Raw genomic sequence first — 14,163 nt, 5'->3', positions numbered from 1 at the left:
ATATGAATAAAAGCAAAGAGCCTTTTGGCATCAATCCGTCGGGTGAAGGTGACTCCTGGGAGTCCCTCGCAGGTGATCTGTTTGGCATCGATTTCGACCAGCAAGTCGAACCGGTGCCTACGGACTTCGATGACAGTCTAGCTGAAGAAATCGAAGAGGAAACTCCCGACGAACCGGAAGCCGTTGAGCAGGAACCGGCTCCCATTTCAGCGAAATCAGAATCACCCAATGATTCTGTCGACGACGATGAGGACGACGACTTTTTTGGTGCCTCTCTGTTTGACGAAGACGAGATCAGTCCCACAGAGGAAAGTCCCGCTGAAGTTGAGCTGGAAGTTGAAGAAGACGACGAGGATGTAACAGAAGACATTCTCGACGTTTTTGAAGACGATGACGAAGAGGACGAAGAAGAAGAAATCGAAGAGGATTTCGTTCCCGCTGCTACGACCGAAGAAAAAGCCAGTGCTGACGAAGAGGATGAAGAAGAAGATACCTATTGGGATGCACTGGATGGCTGGAACTGGGACGAAGAAGATTCTTCCCTGGCAAAAGTGAATCAGCCCGAAGCTTCTGATGACGACGAGGACGAAGAAGTAGCAGTGGCAGAAAACCCAAAACCTGCTCAAAAGAAGCCTGCAAAGTCGCGATCTCAAAAACCCAAAAAGAAAAAACCTTCAAAAAGCAAACCGGTCGCGCGCACCGATGAGCGTCTCGATGATGACGACTCATTCGGTTTTGGTCTCATCTCTCAAGAAGTCGCCTTTGACTCCGATGATGACGAAGATGATCTCGAAGACGAATCAGAGGCCGTTGCCGAAGAGAGTACTGAAACGGAAGAAGAAACCGAAAAAGCGGTCGAAACAAAACGACCCCGTAGACGCCGACGCCGCAGACGAGGTCGCTCTCGTAAAAGTGAAGAGTCTGCTGAAAGTTCTGAAGAGGAACAAGAGCAGTCAGAAGAAGAAACGGAACTTGAAGCCGAGACTGAATCTGATGTTCAGGAAGCGGAAGAAGAAAGTAAACCCAAGCGTTCAAGACGACGTTCTCGCAGACGCAAAAGCCCAGTTGAAGCCGAATCTGCTGATTCGGAAGAATCATCGGAAGACGAAGAAACTTCTCATCCTGATAAAGAAGCATCGGAAAATAAATACCCGAATGTACCGAGTTGGGAAGAAGCGATTTCTTACCTGCTGAATCCCAAACTGGTCGGTGGTAGTAAGTCTGGTAAAGGCGATAACGAAGACAAAAGTTCTTCTCCGTCCTCTTCCTCTGCAGATGACCAGAGTCGCAGACGACCGAAACGATCATCGCGCCGCCCGTCCAATAAGCGGGGCGGAGGTGGGAATCGCCGTCAGACTCCAAAGCAAAAGTAATCATCACTGCCTGAGGAAACCTGGCTGCATCTTGCTTTGATTACAGGAGCAAAACGGCAGCCTGTTCTGAAAGAGTTTTGATAATGTCAGCTTCATTTACTTCTCCCGTGGAAACTGTCGCAGAAATTCCGGTACTGAGAAAACTGGTTGATGCACAGCGTAAGCAGAATGCATCGATTGGTTTTGTGCCTACCATGGGGGCGCTACACGCCGGTCATGTCAGTCTAATTGAAGCGGCACGACGCGACTCTGATTTTGTGGTGGTTTCGATCTTCGTCAATCCAACACAATTTGGTCCTAACGAAGATTTTGATCAATATCCTCGGGTGGTGGAACAGGACCTTGCCAAATGTCACGAGGCAGGAGCCGACCTTGTCTGGCTGCCTACCACTAAGATCATGTACCCGGAGAATTTCTCAACCTGTGTCATCGTCAAAACGCTGTCTCAGGTACTGGAAGGAAAAACACGCCCTGATCACTTTGAAGGCGTGACCACAGTCGTCACCAAACTCCTGTTGAGTTGTTTGCCGGATGTCGCGTACTTCGGTGCCAAGGACTATCAACAGCAGGCGATTATTCGTCGCATGTGCCTCGATTTAAATATCCCCGTGGAGATCAAAACCTGTCCGATCATCAGAGATACGGATGGCTTAGCTTTAAGCAGCCGCAACGCTTATCTCTCTGAGTCTGAACGTGAATCAGCCTTATCGCTTTCACGTGCTCTGAAGCTGGCCGAGGAACGAGTGAACGCCGGAGAGACAGATCTGAATCAACTCAAAGCGGACATGCAGCAACTGATCAGCACAACGCCGCTGTTAAAACTGGATTATGCCACGATCGTCGATGCAGACACACTGGAAGAGATTTCCACCCCACAGCCAGCCATGGTCGCGTTGGTCGCCGCCTATGCCGGCGCCACCCGCTTGATCGATAACTGCCCGCTCTCTGCCGAATCAACGCAATAAAACGATATTTTCTGGCTGGTTCTGCCGAACTGATATTGACGTAACGCTTTCGAAAATAAGAAGATAGTCAACAACCGTTTGCGTAGATTCTCTCAAAACCCGTTTTTCCAGAGAAGAGCGGGAACTAAGTTCGGCCTCTGTTCGTCCATTACATACTGTGACCAACAATGATCAACACCTGATTCAAGAATGTTTGGCAGGTCGCACTGAAGCGTTTGATCAACTGGTCCTGAAATATCAGGATCGTCTGTACCGAACGTTAGTGCGGATTCTGGGCTCCAGTGACGATGCGCGCGATGCCGCCCAGGAAGGTTTTACACAGGCATTCTTTAAACTAAAGACTTTTCGAGGGACAGCCGCCTTTTATTCCTGGTTGTTCCGCATTTCCTTTAATGCGGCAATCACACAAAAACGAAAAAACAAACGGACGTCCACAACACTGGATACACAAGACAATCCTGCCAGCCAATGGCTGGTTGATTCACACCCCGAAACTCATCCCCCCGATGTCGTAGAGCTTTCTGAGCGAAAAAAAATCGTTCATATGGCATTGAATGAGCTACAAGAAGAATATCGCACCCCTTTGATCTTAAGAGAACTGGAAGGGATGTCTTACGGGGAGATTGCCGAAATCACGGAAATCCCTTTGGGAACAGTCAGGAGCCGTATTTTTAGAGGAAGGAATGAACTGAAACAGAAACTGAACATGCTTTTTCAAGATCAACCGCAATCGCATGTTCCTGAGTCTGACCACGAGTCATCGATAAGTGAAACAAAATGAGTAGTCAACCACCTTCAAACGAAAACCTGTCGGCTTACTTCGATCATGAAGTCTCGCCCGAGGAACGCCGCGAACTGGAATCGCTGCTGGAGGATTCTCCGGAAGCACGACAGGAGTTGCATGAATTCGGCGAACTGTCCCGGCTGCTACAGGAAACTGCCACAGAATCGGCGCCTCCCGAACTCGCGGCTTCGATCCGCCGTCGTATTGAGCAGGAAACCCTGCTGACTGATACCAGCTCAACCGGTGTCAAACACGGCCCTTCCCTGCTGCGTTACCGAATTGCTGTCGCGATTAGCGCCTGCTCTTCCATGGCGGCACTGGTCTTATTTATTTTATTGATGCAAATCCCGGAACCTGCACAACAATTCTCAAACACTGGTCGATTTTCATTGCGGGCTCCTGCTGAGGCTGAAAAGGAATCACTCGTTTTATCACGAAACACATCCCCCCAAGATGCTTACAACGTTGCTCTGGAAGATTCTATATCCTCTGGCAAGAAAGACAAAACAACAATCACTGCTGAGACCGCCCCTTCGGTCGCACTGCGTTCGGCCGAGCTCCCCCCTGCTTCAGAACCCGCCCCCAACGAAGGACTGGCGATGCCTGCACCCGAAGCACGAAGAATGGAGGGGAATTTTCGGATCACGAATTCTGTCGCTGAGAAGAAAGCTGCCGAGCATCTTGCGACACTTGGAGTGGCAGTTCAACCACGTCCCGCGTCTGGAATTCCCAGCCATGTTCCCGTCGATTCCATTCGCATTGGAGATGCATTTCCTTATTTTAGTGAAATCAACGGAAAAGTCGCCGTGATTGAAGTCCGCGTGGTGGATGTAAAACGGGCACTGGGAACGATGGAATTACTGTTGGCCCGAAACAATATTCCGGTGAATCTAAAGAAACAGTCTGACGTTGAGCGCCAGCTACAACGTTCTCGCAATTTAAAAACCAAAGCGGCCGGCCAAAAGGTGCGAAAAGCCCAAGATGCAGGCAACTCTGACAATGAACTATTTGCCGTGTATGTGGAAGCCACAGACACACAACTCGCATCTGCACTGCAAGAATTCCAGAACGACCTCAAACAGGATCAGCTTGTTGGTCTTACCTTGCAACCGGCCATTAACGAATCTTCCTTGATAGATCCGGTTGAAGAATTACCTCAACTGCTGGCATATCAACAACAGTCAACGAAAACGGCAACAAAAAAAGCAGAAGCCAAAGGCGTCACGGATCTGGCATTAAACGAACAGAGTAATGCAGTGAAGCCGTTCGCAAAGGGCGCCCGCGCCAAGGAAACTGCTGCAGCCGACCTGAAGCAGCAATCACTCCAAACTGAATCAAAAAAACAACGCTCCTACCAGACACGCTACCGGATGCAACTTCCACCAGAACCACTGGGACAAAAATCCAAAATGATTCAATGGAATATGCCACGCGTTCCTGTGTCCGGGGAACCAACCGCTGCATTGAATGGACAACCACTGGTAGCGTCAAAACCGAGCTTGCCCCCAAATACCCACTGGCAGTATCTGGGTAAGACACCCGTTTCCAATTCGCCCGTGAAAGTTCTCTTTGTCTTCAAGGGCACAGCCACTCCCGCCACAACCCCGGCACCCAACTAATGAGGGTGCCAGGAAGTGGCATGAATTGAGCGAAGTCGTTTGCCGCTACTTTGCGGGACCGACTCGACCTTTGGTTTTGGTCGGGATGCGGACGAGGTAAGTATCTGCAGTCAGATACAATGTCGATCCATCATTGCCCCAGGCACAGTTGGCAGTCCGTTCGCCTGTGCTGATGCGTCCCAGCAATTCGCCGGCTGGTGTAAAGACATAACAGCCGCCAGGGCCTGTCGCGAAGACGTTGCCTTTCAAATCCGTTTTCAAACCGTCGGGCAGGCCAGGCAGTTTACCGACCGATTCCGTCGCATCATAGAATACTTTGCCGGTTCCGAGCGTACCATCTTGATTAACGGGAAATGCTTTCCAGATCGCCGCTTTCGGATCAGACTGTGCGACGTACAATGTTTTTTCGTCGGGTGAAAATGCAATTCCGTTGGGACGGGTCATTTCTTTTGTGAGCAGGGTCAGCGTGCCATCGGTTGCCAGTCGATAGACGCCACAGAAGTCAAGTTCACGCCGCGGATCATCATACCGATTGGGCAGACCGTAAGGAGGGTCGGTAAAATACAGGTCTCCGTTTGATTTGAAGGTACCATCATTGGGGCTGTTTAACCGCTTGCCCATATAATTATCAACCAGCGTCCGTTTGCCGCCCTCTTTGGTCAGCACGGAAACACGGCGATCGCCGTGTTCGCAGGAGACCAGACGTCCCTGGGGATCGAGGAACAGTCCGTTGCAGCCGGGCTCATTGCCATAGGGAGTGACTCCCGTATAACCCGAGGGCTTCATGAACAGGCTGGCACCTTCGCCTTCTTTCCACTTCATGACCGAGTTACGGGGAATATCTGAAAACAGCAGAAATCCATCTTTGGCATCTCCCATCCAGACCGGTCCTTCTGACCAGTCAAATCCGGAAGAGAGAACCTCAATCTTCGCATCCTTGTCTATCAGTTGATCGAGGCGTGGATCAAGACGAACGATTTCTCCAAGTGTGGGATAATTGGTCGAATCCTGAGCCTGAACTTCTGATTGAGAAAGGCTCAATACAAAAGTCGCGAGAATCATGCAGGTGAATCTAATGGTTTTCATGCGCTTTTTCCCTGTTTTTAATCAGTAAAATCAATGTAAATTCATCGGGGAACTTTGAAGTATCAATTCTACAGATTGTTCGCAGGAGATGCACGTATAGAGGAAATATTCTTGATTCCGTGCCTTGGAATACTTGCATACCGAAATCAGCTTCGATAACGTAGCAATTGAATCATTTCTCGCAGCCAAGGTCTTTTCAGGTGTCTGAGGATTGGTTAGAATCATTAAAATTCTGAGAGAAACTGGTCGAATTATCAGCCAGTTGGTTCCATATGGTGGGTATAGCTCAGTTGGTTAGAGCGCCGGATTGTGATTCCGGAGGTCGCGGGTTCAAATCCCGTTACTCACCCTCTTTTTCTTCTCCTCAGGTAAATCGATTGCGATTTCTGCCATCCCCTCCTGCTTTATTTTGGCAGTCTCAAACCTTACGAAAACGCGAATCTCTGCGTGCTACGATTGTACTATTTACAATCAGTATCCATCTTTCATAGCACTCCAACTCTCGGTTTCATATCGACTTACAGTCTCAGCTATTCCGTATGATAACTGGAGCTGATGTGCATCAAAGAGTCTTGAATCTGCGAAAACTTATCTTGCCTGTATTTTTCGAATTCCAGTATACTGGCAGCTTGACTGAAATCATCACCAGTCAAAATTGTTTTCAGCCGGTCTGCAGGAAAGACCACTATGAAATCTCGTGATTTTGAGAGCGCATAACCAGGGACGGAGAGCTGATCTCATGCATCAGGCCAGTAAAATTATCTGCCGCAATTTGGAACGATCCATTTCTGCCAAACAACAGCTGCTCGAAGATACCCAAATGCAGCAGGAGTTTTCGAAAGCCGTCGATCTGATCCTTCAGAGCTATCAAAGCGGAGGCCGATTATACCTGGCAGGAAACGGAGGCTCCGCAGCAGACGCGCAGCATCTGGCAGCCGAATTTGTCTGTCGCTTGAGTAAAGATCGGGCATCAATACCAGCCGAGGCATTAACGACCGATAGTTCGATTCTGACTGCCATTGGGAATGACTATGGTTACGATGTGGTCTTCTCGCGACAACTGGAAGGCAAGCTGACCGCGAATGATGTTTTCCTGGGAATCACGACCTCTGGCAATTCTCCCAACATTGTGAAAGCAGTAGAGGCCTGCAAGGAAAAACAGGTTCCCAGCATCATCTTTACCGGACACGGCGGCGGTGAAGTCCGTTCGCTTTGCGACGTCTGCGTGATTGCTCCTGGTGAACTGACAAGCCAGATTCAGGAAGTGCATCTGGTGCTTGAGCATACTTTATGCGAATGTGTCGAAGCTGCTCTGTTCAACTTCAAACTGGATCTGGGTTCATCCACCTCAGACCAGCCTCTCTCTCTGAAACGGGCAGCCTGATTCAGTAATGCAGGAGAAGCCGGTTCCTAACAAGTCATTGTTTCTCGACCGAGATGGTGTGATCAACAAAGAGAAACACTATCTGTATCGAATTGAAGACTTCGAATTTGTTGACGGAATTTTTGCACTCTGCCGTGCCGCCGTGAAAAACGGATTCTGTTTGATCGTCGTCACCAATCAAGCAGGAATTGCGCGCGGGTATTATACCGAAGCTCAGTTCCTGGAGCTGACGGAATGGATGAAACAGGAATTTGCCCGGCGCGACTTGCCGCTGACGGATGTGCTTTACTGCCCCCACCACCCACAGTATGGGGGAGAACAGTATTGCCGCCAGTGCGAATGCCGCAAACCGGGACCCGGTATGCTGCTGGATGCAGCTCGGAAATATGACCTGGATCTCTCAGCCTCAATTTTCGCAGGCGATAAAGGGTCTGACATCGCCGCTGGTCGAGCTGCCGGCATCGGTACTGCTGCTCTGGTCGGAACCGGACACTCGGTGAGTGCACCGGATCGGCAGGCAGCTGACCTGTATGCCGATTCACTCGCAGAGCTCAAAGAGAACCTGTTTCCAGCGACCATCGCGGACAACTAGACTGTGTCCGGATTTACATCAGCAACTGCAGGGCTCATCAGACTGTGTATCAGTGGTTCTACTTACCTGCACAGCATGCTTGATGAATATTCCATAAAGCTCCTATCTGGATTATCCAACCAGGATTGCTTTTGGGGTCGATCAGAATTATGGTCGAATTGTGATGAGGATGCCGTTTCGTAAATTATCCTGGGTTCTGGGAATTGCAGGCCTGTTGGGGATTCTACTTCAATCTCTGCAGGTACAGGTGGAACATACGCACTCCAATGGCGATACTCCGCACAGTCACACGCACGGGCATAGTCACTCACACGGTCACTCGCATCATCATGGACATGACCACCATCATCACAGCCACGATGCACATTCGAAATCGATTCCGCCTCAGACTCATATTCACGTCACTCTGCTCTGGTGGGAATTCACATTGCACACCAGCTCACCCCAGCCGGACTCCGTGGCAGAACAGAACGGTGCAACCTCAACTGAAAACTCGTCGGCTGATTTAACTGAACCGGAACGACGACAGTCGATAAAAACTCAGGAGCCGCTGCTTGGCTCACTTCACTGGTCGCAGATCATTTCGGAATGGTATTCTGCCTGGCAATCAGTGCTTCCCCCTGACAAAAACAGACTGCCTGTTCAACAGGGGCATATCAGTCTGAATCTCCTTGCCGCCACCTGTTATCAATCGTATTCTGAAGCGCCCCCCGTACCACCGCCGGAAATTGTTCTTTCTGTTTGCTTCACCTGATTTCTGTAGCGAAGCCTGTTAGCGGCTTCAAGCGAAATCTGCGCGCATTCCCCCCTTGCGGATATCTCTGTTGATACCACTAGGGTAATGCTGCGCGCAACTCTACAGAATGATTCTTAACAGAAAACGATTCCCGTCTGCGCAGAACTTGCGCGGAACGATCGTCGTTTACAAATAGAAAGATCATTTTCATTCCATGAAAGAAAAACAAATACTTCGAAGAGGGTTCACCTTGATCGAGCTACTGGTGGTCATTGCGATCATCGCGATCCTGATTGCCTTACTCTTGCCCGCTGTTCAGCAGGCGCGAGAAGCAGCCAGAAGACTCTCATGTAAAAATAATCTGAAACAGTTGGGGATCGGGTTACATAATTACCACGATACCCATGGCTGCTTTCCACCGGGATATGTTTATAAGCCGGGGACGGGAGGCAACCAGTCCGGCTTTGGCTGGGTGACAATGCTGCTGCCGATGCTGGATCAAGCCAATCTGTATAACCAGTTTGATCTGTCAGAACCAATTTTCAGTGCGGTGAATCTGGTACCACGCGAGCGACACATCCCCGGTCTGTTATGCCCGTCTGACCCGGTTTCTGAAAACGGGTTTGTTGAGATGGGAAGTTCGGCAGAGCGATATGCGATGGGTTGCTACGTGGGCAATTTCGGTCCGCCGGATCTGGACGCGAACCAGGAACAACGTACGGGAATGTTCAGCCGCAATAGTTCCACACGTTCGCGTGATGTCACTGATGGGCTTTCCAATACGCTGTGTGTGGGAGAGCGTCAGAATGGCGAATTCAGAAATGGCGCCGTACACGGGAACCATTTTGAATACGAAACGACCTGGGCGGGTGCCGTCCGGGAAATCACTGATGCCACAGACGACCACGGCCATATGGTTTTATTCCAGACAGGCCATGTTCCGAACGCGAGTACCAGTGATGACCGCGATGTTTCTGCCCCGCATGTGGGTCTCGCGCAATTTCTACTGGGTGATGGTTCGGTTCGTTTGATCGGCGCCAGTATCGATTTCGGCGTTTATACAGCGCTGGGAACGATTTCCGGCCGAGAGGTCATTGGCGAATATTAATCATTTGTCCGGATCAACTGAAGTATGTCGCATGCTCACATCACTAGACGGTGTGAGCATGCTTTCGATTTGTGTACTGACAGATCAGACCAAGCAACTGCTTGCGATTGATCGGCTTGCTGGTATAGGAGTCACAGCCAACAGCCAGACAGCCTTGCAGCTCTGAGGTCATGGCATGTGCGGTAATCGCGATGATCGGCCTGGTGTAGCCGGCTCCTCTTAATTCTCTGGTCGCGGTATAACCATCCATCACGGGCATCTGAATATCCATCAGGATAATATCAAAGGGTGTGCCCTGCTCTTCGGCTGCCAGTGCTGCTTCGACAGCCAGCTTTCCATTCTCAACCATTTTCAATTCACACTGCCACTTCTGCAGAATGAAGGAAATCAAATTCTGATTATCGACGGAATCTTCTGCCACCAGAATTCGTGGTGAGAAACCAAAATGGTCTTTCAGATTACCTGTAAGATCCGCCGGTAAGTCATCCGCGTCCTCTTTCTGCCCCTGCCTGCCAGAATCATATTGAAGCAAATTTAATTTTTCCGGATTCCCGACAGGAACCTTGAGAACAAAAGTACTTCCTACAGATGAAATACTGTTTACAGAAATCGAGCCGCCTAACATTTCAATCAGCTTTTTGCATATCGTCAGACCTAAACCCGTCCCGCCGAATCGGCGTGTCATGGACGCATCAGCCTGCGTGAAGGGTTGGAACAGTTTTTTCAACTGGTCGTCCGTAATCCCGACGCCCGTATCTACAATTTTGATTTCCAGGCAGGGAGAAGGGCCTTCAGTCAGGTAACGCGAAATGACGCGTACCGAACCTTCGTCGGTAAACTTGATGGCGTTACCAATAAGGTTGACCAGAATCTGTTTTAGCTTTGTTGGATCGGTCTGAATATACTCGGGAATAGCCCCGTCATACTCAGTCAGATATTCAATCTGTTTCTTTTCTGCTCTGACCTTCAATAAGATTTCCACATTATTCAGAATCTCTGCAGGAGAACAGCACATCAACTCCACAGTCATCTTTTGGGAATTGATTTTTGAAAGATCCAGCAAATCATTGATTAAGCAAAGCAGATAATCCCCATTCTGTTTGATCGTATCAATCATTTTTACCTGAGAGCCCGGCTCCAATTGTTCCATCAGGATTTCGGAATACCCCAGAATCGCCGTCATGGGAGTTCGAATTTCATGACTGATATTCGCCAAGAACAGATCTTTGGAAATATTGGCTTCAACCGCTTCCTGCCGGGCCGATTTGAGTTCCTGAGTCAAGTGGTCGTTCGCGATCGCTACTCCAATCAGTTCCCCCAGGGAATTCAGGAACAACATCTGGTCCGGATCGTCATCCGGAAAGATTTCGCTGAATAATACGAGCGCTCCCAGCGGTTCTTTGCGATGCGTAATGGGAATTAAATAGTGACCATGAGATGCATTCTCCTGTCGCTCCTGTCTGGTCGCACAATCACAATGACACTGATTCACAATCTGCATCAACCGAACGGTTACGGGATAGGGAGCGTACTCCTCGGCGAAATTAAATCCATGGTAGTGTGTGGGAGGCCCAGTAAGAAATTCTCCGTACTGCGCAATCAATTCGCTTTTCTGAGTCTTGTCATTATTGAGGTAGAGACAGCCTCGATTCAGACTTTTATATTCGGGAACTTCCAACAAACGCTTCAATACCTCATGCAGTTTGACCTTCAACGTTGACTGCTGTTGCAGGCTCTTAGCCACCCCGGCTCGAATAACTGCCTGGATGTGTTTTTGTGCCTGTTTTTTCTCATCCAAAACTTTCTCTGTAATATCACGTTGCAGTGCCACATAGGAGATACAATCTCCTCGCTGATCAAATATCGGGGAGACCGTCATATCCACCCACCGGTAATCGTCCAGCCAGTTCTGCTGCTGGCGCGTATCTTGCCCGAGCAACGGCAGACTGTTGGAAAGTCTTTGTGCCGCTTTTCGGCGATTGATCAATGATCCCTGCCAGGTATTTCCTGACAGCAACTGACCCCACATTTCACTGTAGACTCCTTGCGGGTTGAGTTTACTTTTGATGAACCGGGGAGTCCGTCCAATCGCTTCCTCTGCCGACCAGCCATATAGTTCGGAAAAAGCGGCATTCACGTAATTGATCACGCCCCGTGTATCCGTAATGAAGACGGCTTCCGCGCTGGATTCAACGGCACGTGCCAGTCGTTCCACCTCTGCTCTTTGTTGTACCAGCTTGGTAATATCTGTCGCCAAAGCAACAATCGCCGGCTTAGAAAAAACGATTGTCTTCTGGAGATAGATCTCAACCGGATAGTTGGTTCCATCTTTTCGGGTAAATTCGGCGTTTAAAAATGCCTGTGAATCGGAACCTGTCAGAAGTGAATGAACGGCTGCTTTGATTTCAGATGCCGAGTCCTCTTCCATAAATTGAAAGGGAGACATCATCTGCAATTCCGGGACAGGGTACCCCAGGTTATTTGTGGCGCCGCGACTGGCATAGAAAATCCGATATGATTCTGCGCTGAAAATATAAATCTCATTCAGCGATTCTTCCAGAATATTACTCAGTGCCATCTGAATCCGGTCGGACTTTTGAATCGCGATAATCTGAAGCGTGTTTCGAATTCGTTTGTTGACGAGAGAATCACGATAAGGCCGTATCAGGAAATCATCGACGCCGTGCTCTAAGGCGCGTTCAATTTTTTCCGACTCCTGAAATTGAGACGTCGCCAGGATCGCGGTATTAGAGAGTGCATCCTGAGATTTATAAAACCGGATCATCTCAATCGGATCCGCTTCCTGTAGATCGAGACTGAGAATGATGACATCGGGTTGAATTTTCAGTCCCAGCATCAGCGAGGCTTTTGCGTTCAATGAGAAATGGATTTCATATCCTTGATCAGCATTGATTGCCTCAAATTCGCGAAAGTGATTGATGTTCTCATCGACATACAGAATACAGGGAGCCCAATTCCTTTGCTGTTCCAGCAAATTCAAAAACTGCATACTTTAAACCTAACCTGTCTAATCATCAGTGCCAAAATCATAGAAGGACTTAGTCATGTTCACCAACGCGTCTTGACTTATGTCGGGTGTAGATCATCAGTTGGCTTGAGTCATTCATCTCTATTGAATCGGGTCAACAATTCTGGGAATCCAATCAATTACGACAAAATAGAACGCGCAGCGGCGCGGAGAAGAAAAAACGCGAGTTAAATGCACCTGTCTGCAGAAGCGTTCTTCCCTGCTCTTCCAGCTCAAACGGCTTGACAGGGGGTACCTCAGGAGGAATTATCCTGAAATGAAGAAAAAGCACAGCCCGTTGTTGTGCTAAATTTTTGAGAGAAGTCAACTTCGTCCAGCATAGATTGATATCTGTCACTCAATATTTGCCGGGGCCAATCACAACTGTCTATGCAAAGAGAATGAGGTTTATTCCTCAACCGTTTTCTCGAAGACCAGGATATGCTGGCGAGGTAAAACCCCTATGGTCTCTTTCCATTTCAGATTCAGTTCCGGGCGAGAGACTTCTTTTTTGGCCTGTGCTTCGGACATCTTGTGTACAAGTTTAATCGGAACCGTTGGATCTTCTTTGCGATATTCCACCAGCGCAACCCGCCCTTTGGGTTTGAGGGCTTTGGAAATTTCCAGCATCATCTCGTAGGGAAATTCAAACTCATGATAGACGTCGACCATAATCACCAGATCAATCGACTCGGGTTTGAGGCCGGGAGATTTCTGAGTTCCCAAAACGGGGTGAATATTTTCCACCCCCACTTTCTGGAGCTTCTTCGCCAGCAGATCGAGCATTTCCTGTTGCACATCGACGGCATAGACTTTACCGCCCGGACTCACATGCTCGGCCAGAATGACGGAAATCACACCACTACCCGCGCCAATATCTGCGATCGCCATGCCCGGCTTCAATTTCAGTGCTTTGGGAAGCAGAGAGAGTCGTTCTTCCCGCTCACGTGAAATCCGCTCGAGCCAGGGCGCGCCTTGATACCCCATCACACGGGCAATTTCGCGACCGCGATAGAATTTTCCAATCCCATTGGGATCGTGATCCCGCTTATATGAATAAAGCGGATTTTCATCAAACTTTGGATCGGACTTGGAAGCGGTACCCGCTGGCTCTTGTGCGTTGGCGGGTAATGTAAACGAAATACCTGCAAGAGAAAAACAGAGAAACCCGATGAAAGTGATATGTAATGACCATTTCTTCGACGAACTCTGCATGGTAAATCCTCTGGCTGGTACATAGATCAGGAAACGAGTTCTCCCGTTTCCGGATGGCGGTTGTGACGTTGCATGATGTCGGCCCACTCTTGTTGTGGAACTTCGGTTGCTTCATCGATCAGCATCACGGGAATGCCATCCTTAATCGGATACTTGAGCCGCGTGGCTGGGTCGACCGAAACCAGAAAGTCACCGTCACAGATGAGCTTTGTTTTTGTTTTCGGGCAGGCAATGATGTCCTGCAGATTTTGTGGATCAAACGACATTGTTTTG

Annotated in this window: 12 protein-coding genes and 1 tRNA gene; 9 read left to right on the top strand and 4 right to left on the bottom strand. The window is 49.1% G+C overall.

What is annotated here, in order from left to right:
• Window positions 1-2: 2 nt before the first annotated feature.
• The 4 genes from Enr17x_RS05535 (at window position 3) to Enr17x_RS05520 (ending at window position 4,741) form a co-directional block, all read left to right on the top strand.
• On the top strand, window positions 3-1,373 hold the full coding sequence (locus Enr17x_RS05535) for a hypothetical protein (RefSeq protein ID WP_145306665.1): 1,371 nt from the start codon (window positions 3-5) through the stop codon (window positions 1,371-1,373).
• Between the two features lie 83 nt (window positions 1,374-1,456).
• Window positions 1,457-2,338, top strand: a complete 882-nt coding sequence (gene panC, locus Enr17x_RS05530) for a pantoate--beta-alanine ligase (RefSeq protein ID WP_145306663.1) — start codon at window positions 1,457-1,459, stop codon at window positions 2,336-2,338.
• Between the two features lie 193 nt (window positions 2,339-2,531).
• Complete coding sequence (locus tag Enr17x_RS05525; RefSeq protein WP_232100960.1) at window positions 2,532-3,119, top strand: sigma-70 family RNA polymerase sigma factor; 588 nt, start codon at window positions 2,532-2,534, stop codon at window positions 3,117-3,119.
• Window positions 3,116-4,741: an anti-sigma factor gene (locus tag Enr17x_RS05520; RefSeq protein WP_145306659.1), complete on the top strand. Its 1,626-nt coding sequence runs from the start codon at window positions 3,116-3,118 to the stop codon at window positions 4,739-4,741. The genes Enr17x_RS05525 and Enr17x_RS05520 overlap by 4 nt, the downstream gene beginning before the upstream one ends.
• Window positions 4,742-4,786: 45 nt before the next feature.
• Here the strand turns inward: Enr17x_RS05520 and Enr17x_RS05515 are convergent, their stop codons facing one another.
• Entirely contained in the window at window positions 4,787-5,827 is a 1,041-nt protein-coding gene (locus tag Enr17x_RS05515) for an SMP-30/gluconolactonase/LRE family protein (RefSeq protein WP_232100959.1), read from the bottom strand.
• A 275-nt stretch (window positions 5,828-6,102) separates the two neighbouring features.
• Between Enr17x_RS05515 and Enr17x_RS05510 the strand changes: the two genes are divergently transcribed.
• The 5 genes from Enr17x_RS05510 (at window position 6,103) to Enr17x_RS05490 (ending at window position 9,647) form a co-directional block, all read left to right on the top strand.
• Window positions 6,103-6,176 (top strand) — tRNA-His (locus Enr17x_RS05510).
• A gap of 390 nt (window positions 6,177-6,566) precedes the next feature.
• Complete coding sequence (locus tag Enr17x_RS05505) at window positions 6,567-7,211, top strand: D-sedoheptulose-7-phosphate isomerase (RefSeq protein ID WP_145306657.1); 645 nt, start codon at window positions 6,567-6,569, stop codon at window positions 7,209-7,211.
• A gap of 7 nt (window positions 7,212-7,218) precedes the next feature.
• Window positions 7,219-7,803, top strand: coding sequence for a D-glycero-beta-D-manno-heptose 1,7-bisphosphate 7-phosphatase (gene gmhB / locus Enr17x_RS05500; RefSeq protein ID WP_145306655.1), 585 nt, complete (start codon window positions 7,219-7,221; stop codon window positions 7,801-7,803).
• 169 nt (window positions 7,804-7,972) lie between these two features.
• A complete protein-coding gene (locus Enr17x_RS29470; RefSeq protein WP_198000981.1) occupies window positions 7,973-8,557 on the top strand; it encodes a hypothetical protein in 585 nt (194 codons plus the stop codon).
• Between the two features lie 196 nt (window positions 8,558-8,753).
• Window positions 8,754-9,647: a DUF1559 domain-containing protein gene (locus tag Enr17x_RS05490; protein WP_145306653.1), complete on the top strand. Its 894-nt coding sequence runs from the start codon at window positions 8,754-8,756 to the stop codon at window positions 9,645-9,647.
• A 43-nt stretch (window positions 9,648-9,690) separates the two neighbouring features.
• On the opposite strand, the gene Enr17x_RS05485 is transcribed toward Enr17x_RS05490, so the two are convergent.
• From Enr17x_RS05485 to Enr17x_RS05475, 3 genes are all read right to left on the bottom strand, one after another.
• Window positions 9,691-12,657, bottom strand: coding sequence for a response regulator (locus Enr17x_RS05485; protein ID WP_145306652.1), 2,967 nt, complete (start codon window positions 12,655-12,657; stop codon window positions 9,691-9,693).
• Between the two features lie 426 nt (window positions 12,658-13,083).
• A complete protein-coding gene (locus tag Enr17x_RS05480; protein WP_145306650.1) occupies window positions 13,084-13,890 on the bottom strand; it encodes a class I SAM-dependent methyltransferase in 807 nt (268 codons plus the stop codon).
• Between the two features lie 26 nt (window positions 13,891-13,916).
• Window positions 13,917-14,156, bottom strand: a complete 240-nt coding sequence (locus tag Enr17x_RS05475) for a Trm112 family protein (RefSeq protein ID WP_145306648.1) — start codon at window positions 14,154-14,156, stop codon at window positions 13,917-13,919.
• Window positions 14,157-14,163 lie beyond the last annotated feature (7 nt).

The organism is Gimesia fumaroli (genome assembly GCF_007754425.1).
GTDB lineage: Bacteria > Planctomycetota > Planctomycetia > Planctomycetales > Planctomycetaceae > Gimesia > Gimesia fumaroli.
This window is presented reverse-complemented; position numbering and strand designations above follow the sequence as displayed.

Excerpts from the sequence above, each read along its gene's own strand:
- Enr17x_RS05535 (WP_145306665.1), top strand. The coding sequence starts at position 3 with ATGAATAAAAGCAAAGAGCCTTTTGGCATCAATCCGTCGGGTGAAGGT.
- panC (WP_145306663.1), top strand. The coding sequence starts at position 1,457 with ATGTCAGCTTCATTTACTTCTCCCGTGGAAACTGTCGCAGAAATTCCG.
- Enr17x_RS05520 (WP_145306659.1), top strand. The coding sequence starts at position 3,116 with ATGAGTAGTCAACCACCTTCAAACGAAAACCTGTCGGCTTACTTCGAT.
- Enr17x_RS05515 (WP_232100959.1), bottom strand. The coding sequence starts at position 5,827 with ATGAAAACCATTAGATTCACCTGCATGATTCTCGCGACTTTTGTATTG.
- Enr17x_RS05505 (WP_145306657.1), top strand. The coding sequence starts at position 6,567 with ATGCATCAGGCCAGTAAAATTATCTGCCGCAATTTGGAACGATCCATT.
- gmhB (WP_145306655.1), top strand. The coding sequence starts at position 7,219 with ATGCAGGAGAAGCCGGTTCCTAACAAGTCATTGTTTCTCGACCGAGAT.
- Enr17x_RS29470 (WP_198000981.1), top strand. The coding sequence starts at position 7,973 with ATGCCGTTTCGTAAATTATCCTGGGTTCTGGGAATTGCAGGCCTGTTG.
- Enr17x_RS05490 (WP_145306653.1), top strand. The coding sequence starts at position 8,754 with ATGAAAGAAAAACAAATACTTCGAAGAGGGTTCACCTTGATCGAGCTA.
- Enr17x_RS05485 (WP_145306652.1), bottom strand. The coding sequence starts at position 12,657 with ATGCAGTTTTTGAATTTGCTGGAACAGCAAAGGAATTGGGCTCCCTGT.
- Enr17x_RS05480 (WP_145306650.1), bottom strand. The coding sequence starts at position 13,890 with ATGCAGAGTTCGTCGAAGAAATGGTCATTACATATCACTTTCATCGGG.
- Enr17x_RS05475 (WP_145306648.1), bottom strand. The coding sequence starts at position 14,156 with ATGTCGTTTGATCCACAAAATCTGCAGGACATCATTGCCTGCCCGAAA.